This window comes from Pseudomonas defluvii (assembly GCF_001695625.1).
Lineage (GTDB): Bacteria > Pseudomonadota > Gammaproteobacteria > Pseudomonadales > Pseudomonadaceae > Aquipseudomonas > Aquipseudomonas defluvii.
In genome coordinates this window covers 21,426-45,092 of the sequence record NZ_MBPN01000038.1, presented here as the reverse complement: position 1 = coordinate 45,092, position 23,667 = coordinate 21,426, and the positions used below count along the sequence as shown (strand labels likewise).

Here is a 23,667-nt window from a genome sequence, read left to right as displayed (position 1 = left end):
TGCCCTCTCAGGGTGCTGGCACACAAAAAACCCGGCCTTCGTGCCGGGTTTTTTGTTGCTGTCATACCTGAACGTTGGGCTTAGGCCTTCTGTTCAAACATCACATAGATTTTACGGCACGGCTCCAGCACCTCCCAGGTGCCCGTGAAACCGGCGGGGATGACAAAACGGTCGCCTGCCCGCAGGGTTTTTGCCTGCCCTTCGCTGTCACGCAGTACCGAGACGCCCTGAAGGATCTCGCAGTACTCGTGTTCGGTGTAGTTCACTGTCCATTGGCCGACAGCGCCTTCCCATACGCCGGCGGCAAATTGCCCGCAGGGGCTGGAATAGTGGTTGAAGACCGCCTGCTCAGGATCGCCCTTGAGGATTTTCTCTGCTGCAGGGCGGTAACGTTCCGCTTCCGTCATGGCTTGGCTGAAATCGACGATCTGCTGAATCTTCATAGACGGGTCACCCTTATTGTGTTTAATAAACTGCACATCAGTAGGCTTTTTGCCTATTTGTGTCAAATATATTGATAATTTGGGTGCTGCTGGTTTAGGGTGTCTGATGCCGTCGAGCGTCGTATCGCTCCGGCAAAATTTCTGACAGCACCCGTGAGCCCTCGTGCGGTGCTGCACTTCAATAAGAGGAGGAGTTTCGTATGACCACCCTGACTCGTGCGGACTGGGAACAGCGTGCCCAGCAACTGAAGATCGAAGGCCGTGCTTTCATCAATGGTGAATACACCGCCGCCGCATCGAATGCGACGTTCGAGTGCATCAGCCCGGTCGACGGACGCCTTCTGGCGCACATCGCCAGCTGTGATGAAGCCGATGCCCAGCGCGCCGTCGAAAATGCCCGTGCCACCTTCAATTCCGGTGTCTGGTCGCGCCTGGCCCCGGCCAAGCGCAAGGCAACCCTGATCCGCTTTGCCGGCCTGCTCAAGCAGAACGTCGAAGAGCTGGCCCTGTTGGAAACCCTGGACATGGGCAAGCCGATCAGTGACTCGCTGAGCATCGACGTGCCAGGCGCGGCCAATGCACTGAGCTGGAACGGTGAGGCCATCGACAAGGTTTACGACGAAGTGGCCGCTACGCCGGATGATCAGCTGGGTCTGGTCACCCGTGAGCCGGTGGGCGTGGTCGCGGCCATCGTACCGTGGAACTTCCCGCTGCTGATGTCGTGCTGGAAGCTCGGCCCGGCGTTGGCCACCGGTAACTCGGTGATCCTCAAGCCTTCGGAAAAGTCGCCACTGACCGCCATTCGCATCGCTCAACTGGCCATCGAAGCCGGTATCCCTGCAGGCGTGCTGAACGTGCTGCCAGGCTATGGCCACACCGTCGGCAAGGCCCTGGCCCTGCACATGGACGTGGACACCCTGGTGTTCACCGGTTCGACCAAGATCGCCAAGCAACTGATGATCTATGCCGGCGAATCGAACATGAAGCGCGTCTGGCTGGAAGCCGGTGGCAAGAGCCCGAACATCGTCTTCGCGGATGCCCCGGACCTGAACGCGGCCGCACAAGCCGCAGCCAGTGCGATTGCCTTCAACCAGGGCGAAGTTTGCACGGCAGGTTCCCGTCTGCTGGTTGAGCGTTCCATCAAGGATCGTTTCCTACCGCTGGTGCTTGAGGCACTGAAGGCCTGGAAGCCGGGCAACCCGCTTGACCCGGCGACCACGGTCGGCGCGCTGGTCGACACCCAGCAAATGAACAACGTGTTGTCGTACATCGAAGCCGGTCATAGCGACGGCGCCAAACTGCTGGTCGGTGGCAAGCGTATCCTCGAAGAAACCGGCGGCACTTATGTCGAGCCGACGATTTTCGACGGCGTCAGCAATGCCATGAAGATCGCGCAGGAAGAGATCTTTGGCCCGGTGCTGTCGGTGATCACCTTCGACAGCGTTGAAGAGGCCATCAACATTGCCAACGACACCCCCTACGGGTTGGCGGCGGGCGTATGGACGGCAGATATCTCCAAGGCACACAAGACTGCCAAGGCGCTGCGTGCCGGTAGCGTCTGGGTCAACCAGTACGATGGCGGCGACATGACCGCACCGTTCGGTGGCTTCAAACAGTCGGGTAACGGCCGTGACAAGTCGCTGCATGCGCTGGACAAGTACACCGAACTCAAGGCGACCTGGATCAAGCTGTAAGCCTTGCGCGGCCGGGTGCCGCGCGCGTTCAGTGACACGGCCGGGCCTTGCATCGCAGCAAGCCCGGCTGTGTTGTTTGTGCCTGTTTAAAACAACAAAAAGGGGGCGGTAATGCGCTGGGGTACCTACTTTGCGGTACTGGCGGCAGTGCTCAGTGTTGGCTTGGCGCTAGGCGTGAGCATGCCACTGGTGTCGTTGCGGCTGGAGAGTTGGGGCTACGGTGGCTTTGCCATTGGTGTGATGGCGGCAATGCCGGCAATCGGTGTGCTGTTCGGGGCCAGCCTGGCCAGCCGCCTGGCGGCGTATTTCGGCACCCCCGGGTTGATGCGTCTGTGCCTGTGGGGCGGCGCGCTGTCGATCGGGTTGTTGGCATTGTTGCCCAGTTACCCGGTGTGGCTGGTGCTGCGCCTGTTGATTGGCATGGTGCTGACCATCGTCTTCATCCTTGGTGAAAGCTGGATCAACCAGTTGGTGGTCGAGGCGTGGCGTGGGCGCCTGGTCGCGCTGTACGGCAGCAGCTATGCACTGAGCCAGTTGGCCGGGCCGCTGGTGCTGGGATTTTTGGGGCCGGAGGGTGACTTCGGTTTTTGGGCGGGTGCAGGCCTGTTATTGCTGGCCCCCCTGTTGTTGATCGGGCGCAGTGGTGCGCCGACAACCGAAGCCTGTTCGGTGACCTTGGGTGATCTGGTCTGGTTCTGTCGCAACCTTCCGGTCATTGCCTGGGCCATTTCCCTGTTTGCCGCGTTCGAGGCGATGATTTTGACCCTGTTGCCGGTGTACTGCCTGCAGCAGGGCTTTGGCACTGAAATGGCGCTGTTTATGGTCAGTACCGTCGTGATTGGCGATGCGCTGCTGCAATTGCCGATAGGTGCGCTGGCCGACCGCATGTCGCGGCGCACATTGTTCTCGGGGTGCGCACTGGTGCTGTTGATCTCCAGCCTGATGATTCCGCTGCTGCTGCACACCTCGTTGATCTGGCCGCTGTGGGTGCTGTTCGGCGCCAGCGCCGGTGGCTTGTTCACCTTGTCGCTGATCCTGATTGGTGAACGTTACCGTGACGATGCGCTGGTGCGCGCCAACGCCCACGTGGCTCAACTGTGGGGTATTGGTTGCCTGATCGGGCCTTTGCTGGCTGGCGCTGGCAGCCAGTGGATCAGTGGGCATGCCTTGCCCTTGCTGATGGCCGTTGGCGCGTTTGGCCTAGTGTTGCTGGCCCGGCGACCGAATGCCTTTGAGGTGAAGCTGGCCTCTTAAAGCATGCGCTCCAGGCCGACGGCCTTGCTGATCCAGGCATTGAAACGACGCCATAGGCCGCCTGGCTCGGTTGTCAGGGTGTGCAACTGGTTGTTGTCCTGCGTGACCCAGGCCACGCGACCGTTTTCCAGTTTGGGCTGATAGCTCCGGGCGGGGGCCATGCCTTGAGCCGCCAGGTCGCGGGTGTACTCCGCCAGCTCGGGGCTGTCGACCAGCACGCCGACTTCGGTGTTCCACAACACTGAGCGTGGATCGAAGTTGAACGAGCCGATAAAGGTCTTCTTGCGGTCAATGACAATGGCTTTGCTGTGCAGGCTTGAGTCTGAGCTGCCGTGCAGGCGATAAAGCGGATGGCGATGAGGCGCGCCGGGCTGGCGGCGCAGCTCAAACAGGTGCACGCCATGTTCCAGCAAGGCCTTGCGGTAGGGGGCGTAGCCGCCATGAACCGCCGGCACATCGGTCGCCTCCAGCGAGTTGGTCAGCAAATTGACCGAGACACCTGCGTCAGCCCGGCTGGTCAGGTACAGCAGGCCGGTGTCGCGCGGTACGAAGTAGGCCGAGATCAGGATCAGTTCGTGGGCCACGGCATTCAGGTCGGGCGCCAGTTGCGGGGTCATCAGCAACTGTGGGTCGGGTTCTTCCGGGGCCAGTACCTTGCTGGGCGCATCCCACAGTGCCTGGTTATGGGCCCAGATCAACTCGTTGCGCCAGATGTCCAGGCGCGGCTGTGTGCGATAGGCCATCAACCGGTCGTAGAGGGCCTTGCGCTGGGTGCTGGCCTCTTGCAAGGCGCTGTCCAGGCGCTGGCGGGTGCGACGCAGGTCGTCGGCATCCGGTTGGCGCAGGAAAAAGTCGTTGATCGGCCGGCTCAGGGCACTGTTCCAGTATTGGTCAAAACTATGCCCCAACTGCTCCGCCACCGGGCCGACGCCAAGCAGGTCAATATCGGTGAAGTTCAGGTTGGGTTCGGCGTCGAAGTACTCATCACCCAGGTTGCGCCCGCCGACGATGGCCATGCTGTTGTCCACCAGCCATAGCTTGTTGTGCATGCGCCGATGTTGCCGCGACAGGTTGAACAGCCGTCCCAGGGTTCGTGTCACTCCGGTGCTGCGGCCCAGGTGCAGCGGGTTGAAGACGCGCAACTGGATGTTGGGGTGGGCCGTGAGGGTGTCGATCAGGTTGTCCAGGCCATCGCTGGTCGTGTCATCGAGCAGGATGCGCACCCGTACACCACGGTCGGCGGCTTGCAGCAGTTCGCTGACCAGTGCGCGGGTGCTCAGGCCGTCGCGGACGATGTAGTACTGCAGGTCGATACTGCTCTGGGCGTTGCGAATCAGCTCGGCACGGGCACGGAATGCTTCGCTGCTATTGGGCAGCAGGCGGAAGCCGGAGCGGCCACCGTAGGCTTGGGCCTGGCGCTGGACCGAGCGCCCGAACGCCGAGTCGCTGGCTGGCAGTGCCTGACTGACTTCACGGGGGCTGTCGACACTGGCGCAGCCTGCCAGGGCAAACACCAGCCATAGCAACAGAGGCATTAGCCGAGGGTGATTCAAAGGGCGATTCCTTAACCGCTCAGGGAGATGAACAGGGCCCGCAAGGGCGGCGCAACGTTACCCTCAGCCTATATCCTCGGCCAGTAGACGAATGGCGGTTTCACCCACTTTGCGTACCGCCGCTTCGATCTCGGCGCTGGGGCGGGCCGCGAAATTCATGCGCAGGCAGTTTCGGTACTTGCCTGAGGCCGAAAAAATACAGCCCACGGCAATTTGTACGCCCTGCTCCAGTAAAGCCCGATTCAGCCGCAGCGTATCGAAACTTTCCGGTAATTCGACCCAGAGCATGAAGCCGCCCTGTGGTCGGCTGGCCCGGGTACCTGCCGGGAAGTAGCGTGTCACCCAGTCGATCATCAGGTCACGGCTGCGCTGGTACTGGCTGCGCATCCGGCGCAGGTGTGGCTGATAGTGGCCACCCTCGATGAAGTCGGCAATCGCCAACTGCGGTTGTGTGGCGGTGCAGCCGGTGCTGATGTACTTCATGTGCAGCACCCGCTCCAGATAACGCCCGGGCGCCACCCAGCCGATCCGCAGGCCTGGGGCGAGGGTTTTCGAGAACGAACTGCACAGCAGCACGCGGCCGTCGTCGTCGAAGGACTTGATGGTACGTGGGCGCGGGTAGGTGTAGGCCAGGTCGCCGTACACGTCGTCTTCGAGAATCGCCACGTCGAAGCGTTGCGCCAGGGTCAACAAGGCCCGCTTGCGGGCTTCAGGCATGCTGTAGCCCAGCGGGTTGTTGCAGCTTGGCGTGAGCTGAATCAGCTTGATCGGCCATTGCTCCAGCGCCAGTTCCAGTGCTTCGAGGCTGATCCCGGTGAGCGGGTCGGTGGGGATTTCCAGGGCTTTCATGCCCAGGCCCTTGAGGGTCTGCATGGCGCCGTGAAAGCTGGGTGAGTCGACCGCGACAATGTCGCCCGGCTCGCAGACCGCGCGAATACTGGCAGACAACGCCTCATGGCAACCCGTAGTGACCACCAGGTCGGCCGCACTGAGGTGGCAGCCGGAGTCGAGCATCAACCGGGCGATCTGCTCGCGCAGGGGCTGAGTGCCGTAGATGGTGTCGTAATACAGGCCGGGCATGTCCTGGCGTCGGCTGAGTTGGGCGAGGCTGCGCAGCAAGGGCTTGAGGGTCGGGCTGTCGACATCGGGCATGCCCCGGCCCAGTTGCACCACGTCCTTGCGCGGCACGCTGCGCATCAGTTCGACGACCTGATCCCACTGGGAGATATCCACCGGGCGTTGTGCGGGGCGGCTGATCGCGGGCAGGGCGGGGAGGGATCGGGTGCTGGGCACGAAATAGCCCGATTTGGGCCGCGGTGCCGCCAGGCCATGGTCTTCCAGCACCCGGTACGCCTGCTGGACCGTACTGAGGCTGACACCATGCTCGACACTCAAGGCCCGTACAGAAGGCAGGCGATCGCCTGGGCGGTAGAACCCTTGTTCGATACGTGCGCCGAGCAGCTCGGCGAGGTTGACGTAAAGCGTCATGGTTCGTTCCTTGGTGATTGTTTGCGATGGTTCCATACAGATAAGGCAAAAATACAGCATTCAGTCGCCGTTTTGCCAATTCTGTATTGGCGTAATAGTTGGACTTTGAATCTGTAATGCTTTTTGCCTGACGCGCATCATGGCTCCACGCTCGGAACTACCTAGGAGGCAGGCGTGATGAACGGATTAAGCGATGTGCGGCTGAAGATCTACAGCGGTGAGTTGCAGGCGCAACAAACCCCTGACGTGTCTGGTGTGGCGTGTGGCATGGGTCGATGGGCGCTGATGGTGCACCGCTGGCACTCACGCCGCGAACTGCTGACGCTGGACGCTGAGCAGTTGCGCGACGTTGGCCTGACCCGCGAGCAGGCCCTGCATGAGGGGTTGAAACCCTTCTGGCGTCCTTAGATCAGCTCTTTGAAGCGGTGCCAGAGCATGCCCAGGGCCAGCAGTGGCGAGCGCAGGTGTTTACCGCCGGGGAAGGTGATGTGTGGCACCTGGGCAAACAGGTCGAAGCGGCCGCTGTGCTGGCCGCTGATGGCTTCGGCAAGGAGCTTGCCGGCCAGGTGTGTGGCGTTTAGGCCATGGCCGGAATAGGCCTGCGCGTAGTACACGTTGGGTTGATCGTGCAGGCGCCCAATCTGCGGTAGGCGGTTGGCACCGATGCCGATCATGCCGCCCCATTGGTAGTCGATGCGCACGTTGGCCAGTTGCGGGAAGACCTTGAGCATCTTGGGTCGCATGTAGGCGGCAATGTCCTTGGGATCGCGCCCGGAGTAGTGACAGGCACCCCCGAACAGCAGGCGGCGGTCGGCAGACAAGCGGTAGTAGTCCAGCGCAACACGCTGGTCGCAGACCGCCATGTTTTGCGGCAGCAACTGCCGGGCCATGGCCTCGCTCAACGGCTCGGTGGCGATGATGTAGCTGCCGGCCGGCAGCACCTTGCCGCTCAGTTCGGCGTTCAGGCCATTGAGGTAGGCATTACAGCCCAGCACCAGGGTGCTGGCGCGGACCGAGCCTTGTTCGGTATGCACGTGCACCTGGTTGCCGTGGTCGATGCGGGTTACGGTCGATTGTTCGAACAGGCGCACGCCCAGGCTTTCGGCAACGCGCGCTTCGCCCAGCGCCAGGTTCAGTGGGTGCAGGTGGCCCGAGCCCCTGTCGATCAGGCCGCCGACATAGCGGTCGGAGCCGACCACGCGATGCATTTCTTCAGGTTGCAGCAGGCGCAGTTCATGGCGGTAACCGAGCGCGCGCAGTTCTTCGGCATCGGCTGCGAAACCCTCCAGGTCGCTGGGTTTGTTGGCCAGGTCGCAGTAGCCCCAGGTCAGGTCGCAGTCGATGGCATGCTGCTCGATGCGCTGGCGGACGATATCCACAGCCTCCAGGCCCATCAGCTTGAGCTGGCGTACGCCGTCGCTGCCTATGATCGGGGCGAACTGGTCCAGGCCGTGGCCGACACCGCGAATCAACTGCCCGCCATTACGCCCACTGGCGCCCCAGCCGATCTTGTGCGCTTCCAGCAGGACAACGCGCATGTCACGTTCAGCCAGCTCAATGGCGGTGTTGAGACCTGAAAAGCCACCGCCGACCACGCAGACATCGCAGCTCATCTCGCCCTGCAGCGCCGGGTAGTCCGGCTGTGCGGCACTGCTGGCAGCGTAGTAGGAGGCGGTATGCAGGGCGCTGGAAGCGGGCTGCTGAACGCGGACGTTCATGTGCGTTATCCTGATTGTTATGTTTGGAAAACTTGACGGAGCATAAGCCGCGCTTTCGCGCAGAGGCAACCGTCAGGCAAAATCGACGTTCACACCGATATTGCGCAGGCCGCCATGAGTTGCAACAGCCACAAGATCCGCTTCCTGCGTGAGCAGATCCCGTCGTTTGAGTGCGTGCCGGGTTGCCATGACTGCTGCGGGCCGGTCACCACGTCGACGGAAGAAATGGCCCGGCTGCCGCGCAAGACTGAAGCGGAGCAGGACGCTGCCCTGGCCGAACTCAACTGCGTACACCTGGGGCCGAACGGTTGCACGGTGTATGAAGAGCGGCCGTTGATCTGCCGCTTGTTCGGTACCACGCCACGCTTGCCGTGCCCGCGCGGCCGCGGCCCCGAGGAACCGATTGATCCCGGGGCCGAGCAACTGATCCACCACTACATCGCCACCACCCGTCAGGTGTTGGTCTGAGCCTCAGTCCGGAATCGGCAGGTTCAGGCTTTCCTTCACTTCTTCCATGACGATGTAGCTCTTCGACTCACGCACATGCGGCAGTTTCAGCAGGATGTCGCCCAGCAGCTTGCGGTAGGAGGCCATCTCCGAAATCCGCGCTTTCACCAGGTAGTCGAAATCACCGGAGACCAGGTGGCACTCCAATACGTGGGGCAGTTTGAGCACCGCACGTCGGAATTCCTCGAAGGTATCGCCAGACTTGTAGTCCAGGCTGATTTCAACGAACACCAGCAGGCTGCCCTTCAGGTGTTGCGGGTTCAGCCGGGCGTTGTAGCCCATGATGATCCCTTCACGTTCCAGGCGTCGAACCCGCTCGGTGCACGGCGTAGTCGACAGGCCGACCTTTTCGCCCAGCTCGGTGAAGGAAATGCGCCCGTCCGTTTGCAGGATGCGCAGGATATTGCGGTCGATCTTGTCCAGTTCACGTTTACTTTGATGCTGGGTTCTCATAGGGGATGCCCCTCCGTAAAAGCTGACTCTGCCGAGAATTCTCGCCAAATATAGGCTTTTATATAGTGAAAAGCACTGCCCATACCTTCCTATACTGCGCCCATCTACGCCATTAACAACAAATGTCTGCGGTGCGCCGCGTCGAGGGATACAAACATGCGAGTTCTGGTACTTGGTAGCGGTGTAATCGGAACCGCCAGTGCCTACTATCTGGCCCGGCAAGGTTTCGAAGTGGTCGTGGTCGATCGTCAGCCGGCGGTGGCCATGGAAACCAGTTTTGCCAACGCCGGGCAGGTCTCGCCAGGTTACGCCTCGCCGTGGGCTGCACCGGGTGTTCCACTCAAGGCTATCAAATGGTTGCTGGAGCGCCATGCGCCGCTGGCGATCAAGGCTACGGCAGACATTGACCAGTACCTGTGGATGGCCCAGATGCTGCGCAACTGCACGGCCAGCCGCTATGCCGTGAACAAGGAGCGCATGGTCCGCCTGTCCGAGTACAGCCGCGACTGCCTCGACGAGCTGCGCGCCGAAACGGGCATTGCCTATGAAGGCCGCACCCTGGGCACCACCCAACTGTTCCGTACCCAGGCGCAACTGGACAACGCCGCCAAGGACATCGCTGTGCTTGAGCAGTCCGGCGTGCCTTACGAGCTGCTCGACCGTGAGGGCATCGCCCGCGTTGAGCCGGCCCTGGCTGGCGTCACCAATATTCTCGCGGGCGCCCTGCGTCTGCCTAATGACCAGACCGGTGACTGCCAACTGTTCACCACCCGCCTGGCGGAAATGGCCGTCAACCTGGGTGTCGAGTTCCGTTTCGGGCAGAACATCGAGCGTCTGGACTATGCCGGTGACCGTGTGAACGGCGTGTGGATCGACGGCAAGCTGGAAACCGCCGACCGCTACGTGCTGGCGCTGGGCAGCTACTCGCCGCAATTGCTCAAGCCGCTGGGCATCAAGGCCCCGGTCTACCCGCTCAAAGGCTATTCGTTGACCGTACCGATCACCGACCCGGCCATGGCGCCGACGTCGACCATTCTCGACGAAACCTACAAAGTCGCGATTACTCGTTTCGACAACCGTATCCGCGTTGGTGGTATGGCTGAAATCGCCGGTTTTGACCTGTCGCTCAACCCGCGTCGGCGTGAAACACTGGAGATGATCGTCAACGATCTTTATCCTCGCGGCGGTGATCTGAGCCAGGCCAGCTTCTGGACCGGCTTGCGTCCGACCACCCCGGACGGTACGCCGATCGTCGGTGCGACCCCGTTCCGCAACCTGTTCCTCAACACAGGTCACGGCACCCTCGGTTGGACCATGGCGTGCGGTTCCGGTCGCCTGCTTGCAGACCTGATGGCCCGCAAAAAGCCGCAGATCAGTGCTGAAGGCCTCGATATTTCTCGCTACGGCAACAACCAGGAGATTGCAAAGCATGGCAGTCCAGCGCCTGCTCACCAATGAGCGCATGAGCCAGATCGTTACCCACAACGGCACCGTCTACCTGGCGGGCCAGGTGGGTGACGACATGAACGCGGGTATCGAGCAACAAACCCGCGAGGCACTGGCCAACATCGAGCGTCTGCTGGACCTGGCGGGCACCGACAAAACGCGTCTGCTGTCGGTGACCATCTACCTGAAAGACATCGATGCTCACTTCCAGGGCATGAATCAGGTATGGGACACGTGGCTGCCAAAAGGTGTTGCCCCGGCCCGTGCCACGGTCGAAGCCAAGCTGTGCGAGCCTGAAATTCTCGTCGAGCTATCGGTAGTCGCCGCACTGCCGTAACCCATCCCTCACCCGGTGCCGTTGTGGCATTGCGCTACCTGCGAGCACCGGGTTTTTTACTTCTAACCAGACTGCCAGAAGGCTGCCGTCATGCGTCCTGCCCGTGCCCTGATCGATCTTCAAGCGCTGCGTCACAACTATCAACTCGCCCGCGAACTCTCCGGGGCCAAGGCCCTGGCGGTGATCAAGGCCGATGCCTACGGCCATGGCGCGGTACGCTGCGCCCAGGCGCTGCAGGCCGAAGCCGATGGTTTTGCCGTGGCTTGTATCGAAGAGGCGCTAGCGCTGCGTGCGGCCGGTATTCATGGCCCTGTCCTGCTGCTTGAAGGGTTCTTCGAGGCCAGCGAACTGGAGCTGATCGTCCAGCACGATCTTTGGTGCGTGGTGCATTCGTTGTGGCAACTGGAAGCCATTGAAAAGGCCAGCCTGAGCAAGCCGATTACCGTCTGGCTCAAGCTCGATTCGGGTATGCACCGCGTCGGTTTGCACCCAAAGGATTATCAGTCGGCCTATCAGCGTCTGCAGGCAACCGGAAAGGTGGCGCGTATTGTCCTGATGAGCCACTTCGCCCGTGCCGACGAACTCGACTGCAGCGCCAGCAACGACCAGGTCGCGGTGTTCCAGGCGGCTCGCCAAGGCCTGAACGCCGAGATCAGCTTGCGCAACTCGCCGGCGGTGCTCGGCTGGCCACAGATCCCCAGCGACTGGGTGCGCCCAGGCATCATGCTCTATGGTTCGACGCCGTTCGAGGTGCAGCAAGCCCAGGCTCAGCGCCTGCAGCCGGTGATGACACTGGAATCGAAAGTCATCAGCGTACGTGAACTGCCGGCCGGTGAGCCGGTGGGCTATGGCGCCCGGTTCATCAGCCAGCGGCCAACCCGTGTCGGTGTGGTTGCGATGGGGTATGCCGACGGCTACCCGCGTCTTGCCCCGACCGGTACCCCGGTGATGGTGGCAGGCAAGCGCAGCCAACTGATTGGTCGTGTGTCCATGGACATGCTTTGCATTGATCTGACCGATGTACCTGAAGCCGGCCTCGGCAGCCCGGTCGAGCTGTGGGGCAAGAACGTACTGGCCAGCGACGTGGCGATTCAGGCCGGGACCATTCCCTACCAGATCTTCTGCAACCTGCGCCGCGTACCGCTGGTCTATTCTGGCGATTGAGGCAACTGGACGGACTGGCAGTGGGTCGAAGTGTTGTAAATACTGAACGCTGTGCGATGATAACGTTCAATTTCGACCCCATTTGTTCGTTTAGGAGGGCTTAAGCCTTGGACGTCGGTGAACGACTGCAGGCCATACGCAAGCTCAAGGGCCTGTCTCAGCGTGAACTCGCCAAACGCGCGGGTGTCACCAACAGCACGATCTCGATGATCGAGAAAAACAGCGTGAGCCCCTCAATCAGCTCGCTGCGCAAGGTGCTGGGGGGTATCCCCATGTCCATGGTCGAGTTCTTCTCTGAAGAACTGCAGCCGGAAAACCCCACTCAGATCGTCTACAAGGCCAACGAGCTCATCGACATTTCCGATGGTGCAGTGACCATGAAGCTGGTCGGCAAATCGCACCCGAGCCGGGCCATTGCCTTCCTCAATGAGGTCTATCCGCCTGGTGCAGATACCGGCGAAGAGATGCTCACGCACGATGGTGAAGAAACCGGCATCTTGCTGGAAGGTCGCCTCGAGCTGGTCGTGGGGCTGGAAACCTTCATCCTTGAAGCCGGCGACAGCTACTATTTTGAAAGCACCAAGCCGCACCGTTTCCGCAATCCATTCGATGAGCCGGCGCGGCTGATCAGTGCGGCGACCCCTGCCAACTTCTGATAGGCCAGGCGCGGCTTATTGTCGCGTCTAATCCCCTTAGGTCTTTAGGGTTGTTTCAGTGCGGCAGGGTTCTCGTTATACTTGCGACCGCCTGCGAAACCGTGGCCGCGGGCGTGACTAGCCACCATGAGGGTGTACGTGTGAATCTAATCAAGAAAATGCTGGCCGTACCAGCTGCCGTATTGGCCCTTTGGGCAGTCAGCGCTCAAGCTGCGACCAATGACGACATTGCCAAGCGACTGGAGCCTGTTGGTCAGGTCTGCGTTCAAGGCCAGGAATGTAAAGGTATGGAAGTGGCTGCCTCTGCTGGCGGCGGCGGTTCCAAGACGCCTGACGAGATCATCGCCAAGCACTGCAATGCCTGTCATGGCAGCGGCCTGCTGGGCGCGCCGAAAATCGGTGACACTGCTGCCTGGAAAGAGCGTGCGAGCCAGCAGGGTGGCTTGGACGGTATCCTGGCCAAGGCCATCACCGGTATCAACGCGATGCCACCAAAAGGCACTTGTGCCGATTGCTCGGATGACGACCTGAAGGGCGCCATCAAGAAGATGTCTGGCCTTTAAGCCATACGCTTCCCCCGACAAAGCCCGCCGCGTGCGGGCTTTGTCGTTTCTGCGGGATGCTGTATTCCCTGCAGGCGGGCTTACAGGAAGGTAACGACGCCGCCTTCCAGCGATTTGACCCGTGCCAGCGACTCGACGCGGTAGCCTTGGCTGTCCAGTTCGGCACGGCCGCCCTGGAACGACTTCTCGATGACGATACCCAGGCCGGCCACGCTGGCACCAGCCTGCTTGACGATCGAGATCAGGGCCTGGGAGGCTTTGCCGTTGGCCAGGAAGTCGTCGATCACCAGCACGCGGTCGCTGCTGTTCAGGTGACGCGGGCTGATCGCCACGGTGTTTTCGGTCTGCTTGGTGAAGGAGTACACCGAGGCCGTCAGCAGGTTTTCAGTCAGGGTCAGTGACTGGTGCTTGCGGGCGAAGATCACCGGAACGCCGAGCTTCAGGCCGGTCATTACCGCCGGGGCAATGCCGGAGGCTTCGATGGTGACGATCTTGGTGACGCCCGAGTCGGCGAACAGACGGGCGAACTCGTCACCGATCAGTTGCATCAGCGCAGGGTCGATCTGATGGTTGAGAAACGCATCGACTTTCAGGACCTGATCGGAAAGCACAATGCCTTCTTCGCGAATCTTCTGGTGCAGTGCTTCCACGGCGGTAAATTCCTCGATGTAACAAAAAGGCCCCGGCAGCGTGCCAGGGCAAAGGTGGATTATCTAACGTTTGAGCATGGCGCGGATATCCGCCAATGCGTTATTGCCACGTGCGGCCTTGACCTCGGTCGGGGCATCGTCGAGGCCTTCCCAGACGAGGTCGTCGTCGGGCAGCTCGTCGAGGAAACGGCTTGGCGCGCAGTCGATGATTTCGCCGTACTGCTTGCGCTTGGCCGCAAAGGTGAACGCGAGGGTCTGGCGAGCCCGGGTGATGCCGACATAGGCCAGGCGGCGTTCTTCTTCGATGGTGTCGGCTTCGATGCTGGAGCGGTGCGGCAGAATTTCCTCCTCCATGCCCATGATGAACACGTAGGGGAACTCCAGCCCTTTGGACGCATGCAGGGTCATCATCTGCACACCCTCGGCGCCTTCTTCCTCTTCCTGCTGGCGTTCGAGCATGTCGCGCAGCACCAGCTTGCCGATGGCTTCCTCGATGGTCATGCCACCGTCTTCGTCTTTCTCGAGGGTGTTCTTCAAGGCCTCGATCAGGAACCAGACGTTGCCCATGCGAAAGTCTGCCGCCTTGTCGCTGGAACTGTTCTGGCGAATCCAGTTCTCGTAGTCGATATCCATGACCATGCTGCGCAGGGCCGCGATCGGATCGTTCTGCGCGACCTGCTGGCGTACGCCGTCCATCCAGCGTTTGAAGCGCTGCAGGCGGTCAGTAAAGCGGCTGTCCAGGTGTTCGCCAAGGCCCAGCTCTTCACTGGCGGCGTACATCGAGATCTTTCGCTCGGTGGCGTAGTTGCCAAGCTTTTCCAGCGTGGTCGAGCCGATTTCCCGGCGCGGTACGTTGATCACCCGCAGGTAGGCGTTGTCGTCGTCCGGGTTCACCAGCAGACGGAAGTAAGCCATCAGGTCCTTGACCTCCTGACGGCCAAAGAAGCTGTTGCCGCCAGAGAGCCGGTACGGAATCTGGTGGTGCTGCAGTTTCAGCTCGATGAGCTTGGCCTGGTAGTTACCCCGGTACAGGATCGCGAAGTCACTGTAGGGGCGGTCGGTACGCAGGTGCAGGCTGAGGATTTCCATGGCCACCCGCTCGGCTTCGGCTTCCTCGTTACGGCAGCGGATCACGCGGATCTCGTCGCCGTGGCCCATCTCGCTCCACAGTTGTTTCTCGAAGGCATGCGGGTTGTTCGAGATCAGCACGTTGGCGCAGCGCAGGATGCGGCTGGTGGAACGGTAGTTCTGTTCGAGCATGACCACCTTCAGCGAGGGGTAGTCGTCCTTGAGCAGCATCAGGTTTTCCGGGCGCGCGCCGCGCCAGGCGTAGATCGACTGGTCATCGTCGCCGACCACGGTGAACTGGTTGCGCGTGCCGATCAGCATCTTCACCAACAGGTACTGGCTGGCGTTGGTGTCCTGATATTCGTCCACCAGCAGGTAGCGCACACGGTTCTGCCATTTTTCCAGGATGTCGGCGTGTTCCTGGAACAGCTTCACCGGCAACAGGATGAGGTCGTCGAAGTCCACCGCGTTGAACGCCTTGAGCGTACGCTGGTAATGGGCATAGACGATGGCGGCGGTCTGCTCCTTGGGGTTGCGCGCTTTTTCCAGGGCTTCTGGAGGCAGCACCAGGTCGTTCTTCCAGGCGCCGATCATGTTCTTGATCTCGTCGACGCCGTCGTCCCCGGAGTACTCCTTCTGCATGATGTCGGTCATCAAGGCCTTGACGTCGGCTTCGTCGAAGATCGAGAAACCCGGCTTGTAGCCCAGCCGCTGATGCTCCTTGCGGATAATGTTCAGGCCCAGGTTATGGAAGGTCGAGACGGTCAGGCCGCGCCCTTCGCCGCCGCGAAGCAGGGTACCGACCCGTTCCTTCATCTCGCGCGCGGCCTTGTTGGTAAAGGTCATGGCCACGATGTACTGGGCACGGATGCCGCAGTTCTGGATCAAGTGGGCGATCTTGCGGGTGATCACGCTGGTTTTGCCGGAGCCGGCACCGGCGAGCACCAAAAGTGGGCCGCCGACGTAGCTCACGGCTTCTTGTTGCCGGGGGTTGAGTCGGGACATGGGGGAACCTGGGGTCGCCTGAAAAATAGCCGGGCATTTTAGCAGGCGTGACGAGATTGTGCCGCGACCGTCTGACAGTGTGACGTAGCACGCGATCTAGATTTGCTGGTTCTGTTACTTTCCCGCAGGATGCGCTGCAACGTGTGTGGATGTCGGCAAAGGAATGGCATGTGTTTAAGTGAAAATCATTACTATTAATGGTTTAGGATAGGGCATCCCTGCTACTCATCGTCATTTAGACTGCGTCAACGTGCTAAGGAGCCAGCTTGTCTACGCCTGTCGAACCTTTGCGTTTGCTCCTGCTGGCTGATGAGCCGAGCTGGGCCACGGCGCTGCAACACTGCTTGCAGCCGCTGGCCGGTGGTGCCGTGCTGATCAATGCGCCGAACTGGGAGTCGGTCGACAGCTTGTTTGTCAGTGACCGCAATGCGCTGGTGCTGGCCACTCCTGCGCTGCAACCGGCGCCAGGTCGTTGCGACCTGCCCATGCTGCTGCTGTTGGAAGAAGAACCTGTGCAGCCCCCGCTGGGTGTCAGCGACTGGTTGGTGCGTGAAGCGCTGAGCACCGATACCCTGCGGCGTTGCCTGCGCCATGTGCGTGAGCGTGGCGTACTGGAGGCCACCTTGCAGCGCCTGGCCGAGCAGGACCCACTGACCGGCATCGCCAATCGTCAGGGTTTCCAGACCCTGCTCACCGCACGCCTGGCCGATAACGAGGGCCGCGGTGTCGCCCTTGGCCACCTTGACCTGGACAACTTTCGGCACGCCAACGACGCCTTGGGCCATCAGGCGGGCGATCGCCTGATCCTGCAAGTGGTCGGTCGGCTCAAAAGCCAGCTCGAAGCGGGTGATCAGGTGGCGCGTCTGGGCAGTGATGAATTTGCCCTGCTGATTGATACCCGCCGTGAGCCGCAGCGTGCCGAATGGATGGCTGAACGTATCGTCGAAGCGTTGGCCGAGCCTTACTGGATCGATGGTGAAAGCCTCTTGCTTGGTTGCAGTCTGGGCGTGGCGCATGCCCGTGCCGAGGGCGGCGCAGACCCACTGATGTGGCATGCACATATCGCCATGCAGCAGGCCAAGGGCACCCAGGGGTGCACGTTCCATGTGTTCAACGAGCGTATCAATCGCCATGCGCGCAGCCTGGCCGACCTGGAAACCGAACTGCGCCGCGCCTTGCGCCGTGACGAACTGGAGTTGCACTACCAGCCTCGTTTTGACCTGAAGAGTGGCCAGATCGTCGGGCTTGAGGCGTTGGTACGGTGGCGGCATGCCGAGCGAGGCCTGCTGCCGCCCAGCGAGTTCGTGCCGCTGGCCGAACAGAGCGGGCTGATCGTGCCGTTGGGGTACTGGGTGATCTCTCGTGCCCTGCGCGACATGCAGGCACTGCGTGAGCATGGGGTGGCCCCTCTGCATATGGCGGTTAACCTGTCGTTCCGCCAGTTCCAGGACAGCCAGTTGCTGGCCACCTTGAGCCGGTTGATCGTCCAGCATGGGGTTGACGCGCGTTGGCTGGAGTTTGAGTTGACCGAGACGGCCGTGATGCGCCGTAGCGATCTGGTCAAACAGACCATGGATGCGCTGGGCCGGCTTGGCGTGCGTTTCTCCCTGGATGACTTTGGTACCGGGTTCTCGTCGTTCGTGCACCTCAACAGCTTGCCGATTACCTTGCTCAAGGTGGACCGCAGCTTTGTCGGTGGCATGGAGCAGCGCGAAGAGAACCGCCAATTGGTTCACGCCATGATCAACCTGGCGCACAACCTGAAGCTGGAAGTGGTGGCCGAAGGGGTTGAGACTGAAGAACAGATGGCGTTGCTGCGCAGCTTCAACTGCGATCAGGCGCAAGGATACCTGATCAGTCGTCCGCTTCCGATCGACGAATTGCTGGCCTACCTGACGCAAGGCGCTGCTCCCCTGAAAGCGACTGTGTAGGCGCTGGCTTAAGGGGAGCAGGCTTGCCTGCGAGGGTGTTGGTTAAGCGCCTGCAGCGCGGTGTGCCGGGGTCTCGCTCTAGCGCGCTTCAATACCATCAAGCAGCGCGTCCACCAGCCCTTTGGCCATTTCAACCGAGTGCAGTGTCGAGCGCAGCAGGTTCCTGTTGGGCGTCTTCGTTTCGGTCAACAGCGTGTCGGCAGTATCGTAGGCGCAGCCCAGGTAGAGCGAAACGTGTACCAGTACATCATGGGCAGCGATGCCGGGGCATACGGAGAAAAGCGGGGCGTGGCCAGCGGCGCAACTGCCGAAAATCGTTTGGGCGGTAACGTAGGTGTGATCGAGGGGCGGATCGGGGACGATTTTTTTCATGATGAGCTTCCCTAGTCGTTGGAGAAGCTGCGCCCACTCGTTACCACACGAGAGGGTGGCAGCTGTACGCGGGGTGGTAAACCGGTGGACATAGGGACATCCGGCAGGCCCTGGGGCCTCCCGCGCACAGCTGCCATAAACCAGGGTCTATGGATGTCTACGTCCGCTCGGGTTACCACACCCGATCGCTGTACATTCAGCGACGAAGCCAGCCTAGAGGGCCGGGTTTCTGGGGACAAGTCATCATGCATAGACAGACTGCGTAGGGTATTTCCTAGGACGTAAGTTCAGCCAGCCATTTTGCCTATTCGAATCAAAATCTAACATTTGAGTCATTAAAAGACGGTGAGCCAACATGCTTGGCGCGTACCTATCGACACCCTTTCTGTTGGGGGCCTTGAGGTATTTGCATTGGGTTGGATATCTGCTAGATATATAACCGTCGTTGATATCGTTTTGACTTTACGCTCGTGTGGCATGGGCAATCCAGCCATGGAGTAGAGGCGAAACCGTCGAAAAGGCTGGAGTTCTCCCGACGGGTTTCAAACAGGATGAACGTTTCAATTGGAGGCACGGATGTCGCCGTTGACTGCGCAACACTTTTCGGGAATTGCGACAGGTCACGTCACTGACAAAGCAAACCCATTTCTCCGTTTACCCAATCTTCTGAAGTGTCGACACCGTCTCGATACCGTGTTCCGGCGAGTGGCGTCTTTTGCCCAGGCCCATCCCAATAATCGCCAGCGTTTTTATGATTAAAAAGTGCACGTGAGCACAGGGTGCGTTATTGCCTTGGGCTGCGATGTGCATTGCGTGCGTCGAGGTTAATCGGTTGAGTCTTAACTACATGCTTTTCTAAGGAAAGGAGCGGGGGATGTCAGATTATTTTTTGGGTGAAATTCGCTGGTTTCCGACGAGTTGGGCGCCCAGCGGATGGCTTGCATGTGATGGAAGAGACATGCCAATCGCTCAGAACCAGGCCTTGTATGCCTTGCTTGGGACAAGGTACGGAGGGAATGGGGTAACGACGTTCAAGCTACCGGACTTGCGCGGCCGTGCGGCCCTGCACTATAGCGGGGTTCAACCTGATTACATACTTGGAGCCAAGGCGGGTACGGAAACCGTCACGCTGACTGCTGCACAAATGCCTGCACATACACATGACTTCAATGCATCAACGGCAGAGGGAACGGCTCCGCAGCCGAAGGACAATCTTCTGGCGGATGCCGCTGCAGCGGGTGGCGTGACTGACCCACGTCTCTACGGGACGCCTGGCACACCTGCCGCCATGATCCCGCTGAACAATGAAAGTGTATCGGTGTCAGGCAGCAGTGCAGCGCATACAAACATGCAGCCGTTCCTGGTGCTCAATCCTTGTATTGCCGTCTCGGGCATATTCCCGCCACGCAGCTGACGCTAGTTGACCCCAGCATTGAGGAATCAAAGACATGGTTGATTGTTATGTAGGTGAAGTGCGTTTGTTTGCTGGCTTGAGAGTCCCCGAGAACTGGCATGCGTGTGATGGCACTCAGCTGTCGATCAGCGGCAACGAGGCGTTGTATTCATTGATTGGCACGACCTATGGCGGAAATGGGGTGACGACATTTGGGCTTCCTGATCTACGTGGTCGTGTGCCTATCGGGCAGGGGCAGGGAGTAGGACTGACGGCCAGGGGTATCGGCGTGGCCAGTGGTGCTGAGGTAGTGGCCTTGGATCCGTCACAGATGCCAGCGCACGCGCATGTAATCATGACTGCAGGTGCAGACGCTAGTGCTGCCACGCCAGGATCAGCGGTGACCTTGGCCAATACGACTTTACCTTTAGCCCAGTACCTCAAGAATGGCGTAGCTTCTTCACAGCAAGTACAGCTGTCCGCTTCTACCGTCGCACCTGTGGGATCAGGTCAGCCGCACAACAACGTCATGCCCAGCGCGGTTTTGACGTACATCATTGCCCTGGTCGGTATTTACCCAACACAATCTTGATATCAGGAAAGCTCAACATGGATGCTTTTATCGGTGAAATCAGGTCGTTTCCTTATGGATACGTCCCTGACGGCTGGCTGGCCTGTAACGGTACCGTTCTGTCGATACAGGCATACGCAGCGCTGTACTCGCTCATTGGCAACAAGTGGGGAGGGGACGGCAAGCAGACGTTCGCGGTGCCTGACCTGAGGCAGCGCGTGGTCATGGGCAGTGGTGCAGGCCCAAACCTGACCCCCCGTACCTGGGCCGACACGACCGGGGAGGCAGCGGTAGAGTTGACCGAGGCTCAGCTACCCGCTCACAGCCACTCCGTGACGGTTAAGTACCCCGTGCTCACAAGCGCGGCAACCGATATGCAGGCTACACCGGACGCCAACAACGCATCATGGCTGTCCAGGGCGATGGTCCTGAATTCGGCGCCGCCAGCCGTAGTGAAGGCCTATGCTTCAGGGGATCCGAATACTCAGCTTTCCTTAACGACGTTATCCCCTCAGGGCGCAGGAGCCGCCCATGAAAACCGGCAACCTTATCTAGCGCTTGAGTTCTGCATTTGTTGGAACGGTACTTACCCTAGCTTCAGTTGAGGGAGATGCGCGTGTTGCCCACGGAATATCTGCTATCGGGCTTGGCATTGCGCGGCGAGAACCCTGACGACAGGCCGTTCCTGGAACGGCTTTTCGTCTCGAACCGAGCCGCAGAGCCGGGTTTTGCGGCCTGGCCGGAACAGATGCGGCATACGTTCCTGGTCAGCCAGTTTGATTTGCAGCGCCGTCATTATGCCAACGCCTATGCCGGTGGCGATTTCTATATCGTCGAACACAATGCAGGCGCCGTTGGCAGGCTTTGCCTGTTCAGGACGGATCACGATGTGCGGGTGGTCGATCTATCCCTGACCCCGGAGAGCTGCGGCATCGGGCTCGGCTCGGCGTTGCTGCGTGCGGTGCAGCGTCAGGCCGGCATGCAGGGCAAGACCGTCAGCCTCAACGTGGAGATGAGCAACCCTGCTCTGCAGCTCTACCGGCGTCTGGGCTTCGAGCAGATCGGCCAGTCAGATCCCTATTGGCATATGATCTGGCGCCCATCGACATGAGTGCCTTGACGGGCATGTCTTGTATAGCAAAAAGCAATTATGTAGGCTTTCAATCGTTATTTTACTGCGGATTGGCTGCAGTAAAACCTGCCAAAGGATACTGGTCGTGACCTCCCACAATACTGTTGATGCAAAGGGCGCCCAGCCCGAGATCCAGAAAAAAGAGTGGTTTACGCCTGAGGTGCGCGATCAGAGCATTAACAGTCTTACTGAGTTTGTTAAATTCGTTAATACAACTGAGGGCACAGCCACGAGCGGGCCTGTTTCCTGAGCTGTTTCTCGTGCAGCCGTTCGGCGAGTGATATCACTTGGCTTTTGTACGCCAGCGCTTTGTCTTTGAGGTGTTTCAACGGCTGACAGGCATCTACGATGTTCATCGCGGCTTTACGCTCACTGGCGGCAGGCTTGTTCTTGCGGGTTCCTGAGTGATAGGAGCTTTGCCTGTCGTTGGTCCGGGCCAAGCCATTTTGAATGAGTTCATTGCTAATACACGTAGGTTCGCCTTGGTCGATTATCTTGTTTGTGGGCTCTCTGTCCGTTCCGAGTTGCTGCTGCCCGGCATCATGAAAGCCGAGGCCCCGGTAAGCGAGCCGGATGTGCTGGTGCGACGGGCAACCGTTCCTTTGCCTTATAGCCCTGAGCAGGATCACGGCCTGAATTGGCGTGTTGACGGTGCCGATGTGTTGTTCCGGGTGCCGGGGATCGTTCGGTTTCTGATTGCCGGTGGCCGACAGGTTGAGTTCGAGCTCGAAGCCTCTGGCCGCGATGACGATGTTGTGCCGTTTTTTCTCAGTACCGTGGTCGGCGTGCTGCTGCATCAGCGCCAGCGCTTGGTGCTGCATGCGTCCGCTGTTTCTTTTAGGGGGCAGGCTATCGCGATTTGCGGGCCGAGTGGGGTGGGCAAATCCACCTTGGCGGCGGCGTTGTGCGAGGCGGGCTGCAGTTTTGTCAGTGATGATGTTTCGGTCATTCACACGGCCACTGCGGGCAGGCCCTTGGTGATTCCGGACGGGCGTCAACATCGGCTATGGGCTGATAGCGTTGCACGCCTTTCCCTTAACGACCGTCAGGGTGCAGCTGTACGGGCCAGCCTGCAGAAGTTTCATGTGGATCCGGCCAGTGAAGGCCAGCCAGTGCCCGTTCCCTTGCAGGCCATCGTAGTATTGCGTGAGGCGCGGGGGGCGCACCGTCCTGGGCTTGTGCGGCTCTCGTCCGCTGATGCCGTCGCGTTGCTTCGCAATGACGTGTTCCGTGGCCTGTTCGCGTCGCGTCTGGGGCGTGAAGCGCAGTTGTTTGTCCAGATAGCCGCGTTGCTGGGGCAGGTTCAGGTGTTTCGGCTTGATCGGCACGCCGACTTTGCTCGGCTTGGCGATGATGTGCGTCTGGTGCTGGGCTGTCTGGAAAGCGCCAAATGACAGCTCGCGACCACGGCGTGGTGTGGCTGGCCTCCTTTCCCAAGTCAGGCAATACCTGGTTACGGCTGTTGCTGTCCAATCTGTTGTATGCAAATGAACAGCCGGTCGATATCAACCAAATCACCTTGCCGGGCAACTCGCCCATTAGCCGCCATGTCATTGAAGCGCTGACACTTATCGATACCAGCCTGTTGACCCACAGCGAGGTGGACCGGCTACGCCCGCAGTGGACCCGATTGGCAACAGCCGATGCGACGGAACGTTCTTATATCAAAACGCACGACCTTTGGCGCCTCAACGCTACCGGTGAGCCCATACTTGGCCGACTCACCCACAGTGCTGCGATGTATGTCGTTCGCGATCCGCGAGACGTGGCCGTGTCGCTGGCCCATCATTTCGGCTGTTCGCTCGACAAGGCCATTGGCTACCTGAATGACGGCTCCGGTGACGTGGGCCGTGTTCCGCGCCGGTATGTCGCTCGATTCGACAGCGTCTTGTACAGTTGGAGCCAGCATGTGAGCAGTTGGCTTGAGCAGCGCGAGGTTCCTGTGCACCTGCTGCGTTATGAGGACCTGCTGGCCAATGGTGCGGCAGCATTTGCTGAGGCTGTTGCGTTTCTGGGCCTCGACGTGTCGGCCCAAGCCATAGAGCGTGCCGTGCACTTTGCTGCGTTCGATCAATTGCAGCGCCAGGAGCAGACGCATGGCTTTCGGGAAAAGCTTGGCCGAGCCAGCGCGCCGTTCTTCCGCTCGGGGCGGGCGGGGGCGTGGTCCGAGGTGTTATCCCCGGCACAGCAAGAGCGCATTGTGTGCGCCCATCGTCCGCTCATGGAGCGTCTGGGTTACCTATGAGCCGCGCGCGGTAATGGTTTTTAT

25 protein-coding genes are annotated in these 23,667 nt (G+C 60.3%); 16 read left to right on the top strand and 9 right to left on the bottom strand.

The window, feature by feature from the left end:
- Window positions 1-80 precede the first annotated feature (80 nt).
- Window positions 81-443 carry a cupin domain-containing protein gene (locus EKA13_RS12855; protein ID WP_065759775.1) on the bottom strand — a complete coding sequence of 121 codons (363 nt, stop codon included), beginning with the start codon at window positions 441-443 and terminating at the stop codon, window positions 81-83.
- A 200-nt stretch (window positions 444-643) separates the two neighbouring features.
- On the opposite strand from EKA13_RS12855, the gene EKA13_RS12850 reads away from it, so the two are divergent.
- Entirely contained in the window at window positions 644-2,137 is a 1,494-nt protein-coding gene (locus EKA13_RS12850; protein WP_065759774.1) for an aldehyde dehydrogenase, read from the top strand.
- Window positions 2,138-2,248: 111 nt separating this feature from the next.
- On the top strand, window positions 2,249-3,391 hold the full coding sequence (locus EKA13_RS12845; protein ID WP_065759773.1) for an MFS transporter: 1,143 nt from the start codon (window positions 2,249-2,251) through the stop codon (window positions 3,389-3,391).
- On the opposite strand, the gene EKA13_RS12840 is transcribed toward EKA13_RS12845, so the two are convergent.
- Together EKA13_RS12840 and EKA13_RS12835 are read right to left on the bottom strand one after the other, a co-directional pair.
- Complete coding sequence (locus tag EKA13_RS12840) at window positions 3,388-4,926, bottom strand: phospholipase D family protein (RefSeq protein WP_065759772.1); 1,539 nt, start codon at window positions 4,924-4,926, stop codon at window positions 3,388-3,390. The genes EKA13_RS12845 and EKA13_RS12840 overlap by 4 nt on opposite strands.
- Before the next feature lie 81 nt (window positions 4,927-5,007).
- Complete coding sequence (locus tag EKA13_RS12835) at window positions 5,008-6,432, bottom strand: aminotransferase-like domain-containing protein (RefSeq protein WP_065759771.1); 1,425 nt, start codon at window positions 6,430-6,432, stop codon at window positions 5,008-5,010.
- A 177-nt stretch (window positions 6,433-6,609) separates the two neighbouring features.
- On the opposite strand from EKA13_RS12835, the gene EKA13_RS12830 reads away from it, so the two are divergent.
- Window positions 6,610-6,840: a DUF1127 domain-containing protein gene (locus EKA13_RS12830; RefSeq protein ID WP_065759770.1), complete on the top strand. Its 231-nt coding sequence runs from the start codon at window positions 6,610-6,612 to the stop codon at window positions 6,838-6,840.
- Here EKA13_RS12830 and EKA13_RS12825 read toward each other — a convergent pair.
- The gene (locus EKA13_RS12825) at window positions 6,837-8,150 is read right to left on the bottom strand and encodes an NAD(P)/FAD-dependent oxidoreductase (protein WP_065759769.1); all 1,314 of its coding nucleotides are present in this window, start codon (window positions 8,148-8,150) and stop codon (window positions 6,837-6,839) included. The genes EKA13_RS12830 and EKA13_RS12825 overlap by 4 nt on opposite strands.
- Before the next feature lie 114 nt (window positions 8,151-8,264).
- Here EKA13_RS12825 and EKA13_RS12820 point away from each other — a divergent pair, with 114 nt between their 5' ends.
- On the top strand, window positions 8,265-8,618 hold the full coding sequence (locus EKA13_RS12820; RefSeq protein ID WP_065759768.1) for a YkgJ family cysteine cluster protein: 354 nt from the start codon (window positions 8,265-8,267) through the stop codon (window positions 8,616-8,618).
- A 3-nt stretch (window positions 8,619-8,621) separates the two neighbouring features.
- Here EKA13_RS12820 and dadR read toward each other — a convergent pair whose 3' ends face one another.
- Window positions 8,622-9,110 carry a transcriptional regulator DadR gene (gene dadR, locus EKA13_RS12815; protein WP_042121505.1) on the bottom strand — a complete coding sequence of 163 codons (489 nt, stop codon included), beginning with the start codon at window positions 9,108-9,110 and terminating at the stop codon, window positions 8,622-8,624.
- A gap of 156 nt (window positions 9,111-9,266) precedes the next feature.
- Between dadR and dadA the strand changes: the two genes are divergently transcribed.
- The 5 genes from dadA to EKA13_RS12790 all read left to right on the top strand — a co-directional run bounded on the left by dadA (window position 9,267) and on the right by EKA13_RS12790 (window position 13,276).
- The gene (dadA, locus tag EKA13_RS12810) at window positions 9,267-10,568 is read left to right on the top strand and encodes a D-amino acid dehydrogenase (protein WP_065759767.1); all 1,302 of its coding nucleotides are present in this window, start codon (window positions 9,267-9,269) and stop codon (window positions 10,566-10,568) included.
- Window positions 10,540-10,893, top strand: a complete 354-nt coding sequence (locus EKA13_RS12805; RefSeq protein WP_065759766.1) for a RidA family protein — start codon at window positions 10,540-10,542, stop codon at window positions 10,891-10,893. The genes dadA and EKA13_RS12805 overlap by 29 nt, the downstream gene beginning before the upstream one ends.
- A 90-nt stretch (window positions 10,894-10,983) precedes the next feature.
- Window positions 10,984-12,057, top strand: coding sequence for an alanine racemase (gene alr, locus EKA13_RS12800; RefSeq protein ID WP_065759765.1), 1,074 nt, complete (start codon window positions 10,984-10,986; stop codon window positions 12,055-12,057).
- Window positions 12,058-12,164: 107 nt separating this feature from the next.
- Window positions 12,165-12,713 (top strand): cupin domain-containing protein, encoded by a 549-nt coding sequence (locus EKA13_RS12795; protein ID WP_065759764.1) that lies wholly within the window; start codon window positions 12,165-12,167, stop codon window positions 12,711-12,713.
- A gap of 140 nt (window positions 12,714-12,853) precedes the next feature.
- Complete coding sequence (locus EKA13_RS12790; protein WP_176717423.1) at window positions 12,854-13,276, top strand: c-type cytochrome; 423 nt, start codon at window positions 12,854-12,856, stop codon at window positions 13,274-13,276.
- A gap of 80 nt (window positions 13,277-13,356) precedes the next feature.
- On the opposite strand, the gene xpt is transcribed toward EKA13_RS12790, so the two are convergent.
- Together xpt and rep are read right to left on the bottom strand one after the other, a co-directional pair.
- A complete protein-coding gene (xpt, locus tag EKA13_RS12785; protein ID WP_065759762.1) occupies window positions 13,357-13,926 on the bottom strand; it encodes a xanthine phosphoribosyltransferase in 570 nt (189 codons plus the stop codon).
- 63 nt (window positions 13,927-13,989) lie between these two features.
- Window positions 13,990-15,999 carry a DNA helicase Rep gene (gene rep / locus EKA13_RS12780; protein ID WP_065759761.1) on the bottom strand — a complete coding sequence of 670 codons (2,010 nt, stop codon included), beginning with the start codon at window positions 15,997-15,999 and terminating at the stop codon, window positions 13,990-13,992.
- Window positions 16,000-16,265: 266 nt separating this feature from the next.
- Between rep and EKA13_RS12775 the strand changes: the two genes are divergently transcribed.
- Entirely contained in the window at window positions 16,266-17,930 is a 1,665-nt protein-coding gene (locus EKA13_RS12775; protein ID WP_065759760.1) for a putative bifunctional diguanylate cyclase/phosphodiesterase, read from the top strand.
- Between the two features lie 78 nt (window positions 17,931-18,008).
- Here the strand turns inward: EKA13_RS12775 and EKA13_RS12770 are convergent, their stop codons facing one another.
- Window positions 18,009-18,302 (bottom strand): DUF3077 domain-containing protein, encoded by a 294-nt coding sequence (locus tag EKA13_RS12770; protein ID WP_065759759.1) that lies wholly within the window; start codon window positions 18,300-18,302, stop codon window positions 18,009-18,011.
- An 874-nt stretch (window positions 18,303-19,176) separates the two neighbouring features.
- Between EKA13_RS12770 and EKA13_RS12765 the strand changes: the two genes are divergently transcribed.
- From EKA13_RS12765 to EKA13_RS12750, 4 genes are read left to right on the top strand one after another with little or no spacing between them, the layout of a single operon-like run.
- A complete protein-coding gene (locus EKA13_RS12765; RefSeq protein WP_065759758.1) occupies window positions 19,177-19,716 on the top strand; it encodes a phage tail protein in 540 nt (179 codons plus the stop codon).
- Between the two features lie 34 nt (window positions 19,717-19,750).
- A complete protein-coding gene (locus EKA13_RS12760; protein ID WP_065759757.1) occupies window positions 19,751-20,287 on the top strand; it encodes a phage tail protein in 537 nt (178 codons plus the stop codon).
- 17 nt (window positions 20,288-20,304) lie between these two features.
- Window positions 20,305-20,871, top strand: a complete 567-nt coding sequence (locus tag EKA13_RS12755; protein WP_065759756.1) for a phage tail protein — start codon at window positions 20,305-20,307, stop codon at window positions 20,869-20,871.
- Between the two features lie 5 nt (window positions 20,872-20,876).
- On the top strand, window positions 20,877-21,377 hold the full coding sequence (locus EKA13_RS12750; protein ID WP_065759755.1) for a GNAT family N-acetyltransferase: 501 nt from the start codon (window positions 20,877-20,879) through the stop codon (window positions 21,375-21,377).
- A gap of 227 nt (window positions 21,378-21,604) precedes the next feature.
- Here EKA13_RS12750 and EKA13_RS12745 read toward each other — a convergent pair whose 3' ends face one another.
- Entirely contained in the window at window positions 21,605-22,219 is a 615-nt protein-coding gene (locus tag EKA13_RS12745) for a hypothetical protein (protein WP_065759754.1), read from the bottom strand.
- Between the two features lie 54 nt (window positions 22,220-22,273).
- Here EKA13_RS12745 and EKA13_RS12740 point away from each other — a divergent pair, with 54 nt between their 5' ends.
- Both EKA13_RS12740 and EKA13_RS12735 read left to right on the top strand, forming a co-directional pair.
- Window positions 22,274-22,792, top strand: coding sequence for a hypothetical protein (locus tag EKA13_RS12740; protein ID WP_065759753.1), 519 nt, complete (start codon window positions 22,274-22,276; stop codon window positions 22,790-22,792).
- Window positions 22,789-23,643 (top strand): sulfotransferase domain-containing protein, encoded by an 855-nt coding sequence (locus EKA13_RS12735; RefSeq protein ID WP_065759752.1) that lies wholly within the window; start codon window positions 22,789-22,791, stop codon window positions 23,641-23,643. The genes EKA13_RS12740 and EKA13_RS12735 overlap by 4 nt, the downstream gene beginning before the upstream one ends.
- Window positions 23,644-23,667 lie beyond the last annotated feature (24 nt).

Excerpts from the sequence above, each read along its gene's own strand:
- EKA13_RS12760 (WP_065759757.1), top strand. The coding sequence starts at position 19,751 with ATGGTTGATTGTTATGTAGGTGAAGTGCGTTTGTTTGCTGGCTTGAGA.
- rep (WP_065759761.1), bottom strand. The coding sequence starts at position 15,999 with ATGTCCCGACTCAACCCCCGGCAACAAGAAGCCGTGAGCTACGTCGGC.
- dadR (WP_042121505.1), bottom strand. The coding sequence starts at position 9,110 with ATGAGAACCCAGCATCAAAGTAAACGTGAACTGGACAAGATCGACCGC.
- EKA13_RS12835 (WP_065759771.1), bottom strand. The coding sequence starts at position 6,432 with ATGACGCTTTACGTCAACCTCGCCGAGCTGCTCGGCGCACGTATCGAA.
- EKA13_RS12820 (WP_065759768.1), top strand. The coding sequence starts at position 8,265 with ATGAGTTGCAACAGCCACAAGATCCGCTTCCTGCGTGAGCAGATCCCG.
- EKA13_RS12750 (WP_065759755.1), top strand. The coding sequence starts at position 20,877 with ATGCGCGTGTTGCCCACGGAATATCTGCTATCGGGCTTGGCATTGCGC.
- EKA13_RS12845 (WP_065759773.1), top strand. The coding sequence starts at position 2,249 with ATGCGCTGGGGTACCTACTTTGCGGTACTGGCGGCAGTGCTCAGTGTT.
- EKA13_RS12830 (WP_065759770.1), top strand. The coding sequence starts at position 6,610 with ATGAACGGATTAAGCGATGTGCGGCTGAAGATCTACAGCGGTGAGTTG.
- EKA13_RS12765 (WP_065759758.1), top strand. The coding sequence starts at position 19,177 with ATGTCAGATTATTTTTTGGGTGAAATTCGCTGGTTTCCGACGAGTTGG.
- alr (WP_065759765.1), top strand. The coding sequence starts at position 10,984 with ATGCGTCCTGCCCGTGCCCTGATCGATCTTCAAGCGCTGCGTCACAAC.
- EKA13_RS12805 (WP_065759766.1), top strand. The coding sequence starts at position 10,540 with ATGGCAGTCCAGCGCCTGCTCACCAATGAGCGCATGAGCCAGATCGTT.
- EKA13_RS12825 (WP_065759769.1), bottom strand. The coding sequence starts at position 8,150 with ATGAACGTCCGCGTTCAGCAGCCCGCTTCCAGCGCCCTGCATACCGCC.
- EKA13_RS12850 (WP_065759774.1), top strand. The coding sequence starts at position 644 with ATGACCACCCTGACTCGTGCGGACTGGGAACAGCGTGCCCAGCAACTG.
- EKA13_RS12735 (WP_065759752.1), top strand. The coding sequence starts at position 22,789 with ATGACAGCTCGCGACCACGGCGTGGTGTGGCTGGCCTCCTTTCCCAAG.
- EKA13_RS12855 (WP_065759775.1), bottom strand. The coding sequence starts at position 443 with ATGAAGATTCAGCAGATCGTCGATTTCAGCCAAGCCATGACGGAAGCG.
- dadA (WP_065759767.1), top strand. The coding sequence starts at position 9,267 with ATGCGAGTTCTGGTACTTGGTAGCGGTGTAATCGGAACCGCCAGTGCC.
- EKA13_RS12755 (WP_065759756.1), top strand. The coding sequence starts at position 20,305 with ATGGATGCTTTTATCGGTGAAATCAGGTCGTTTCCTTATGGATACGTC.
- EKA13_RS12840 (WP_065759772.1), bottom strand. The coding sequence starts at position 4,926 with ATGCCTCTGTTGCTATGGCTGGTGTTTGCCCTGGCAGGCTGCGCCAGT.
- EKA13_RS12770 (WP_065759759.1), bottom strand. The coding sequence starts at position 18,302 with ATGAAAAAAATCGTCCCCGATCCGCCCCTCGATCACACCTACGTTACC.
- EKA13_RS12745 (WP_065759754.1), bottom strand. The coding sequence starts at position 22,219 with ATGCAGCACCAAGCGCTGGCGCTGATGCAGCAGCACGCCGACCACGGT.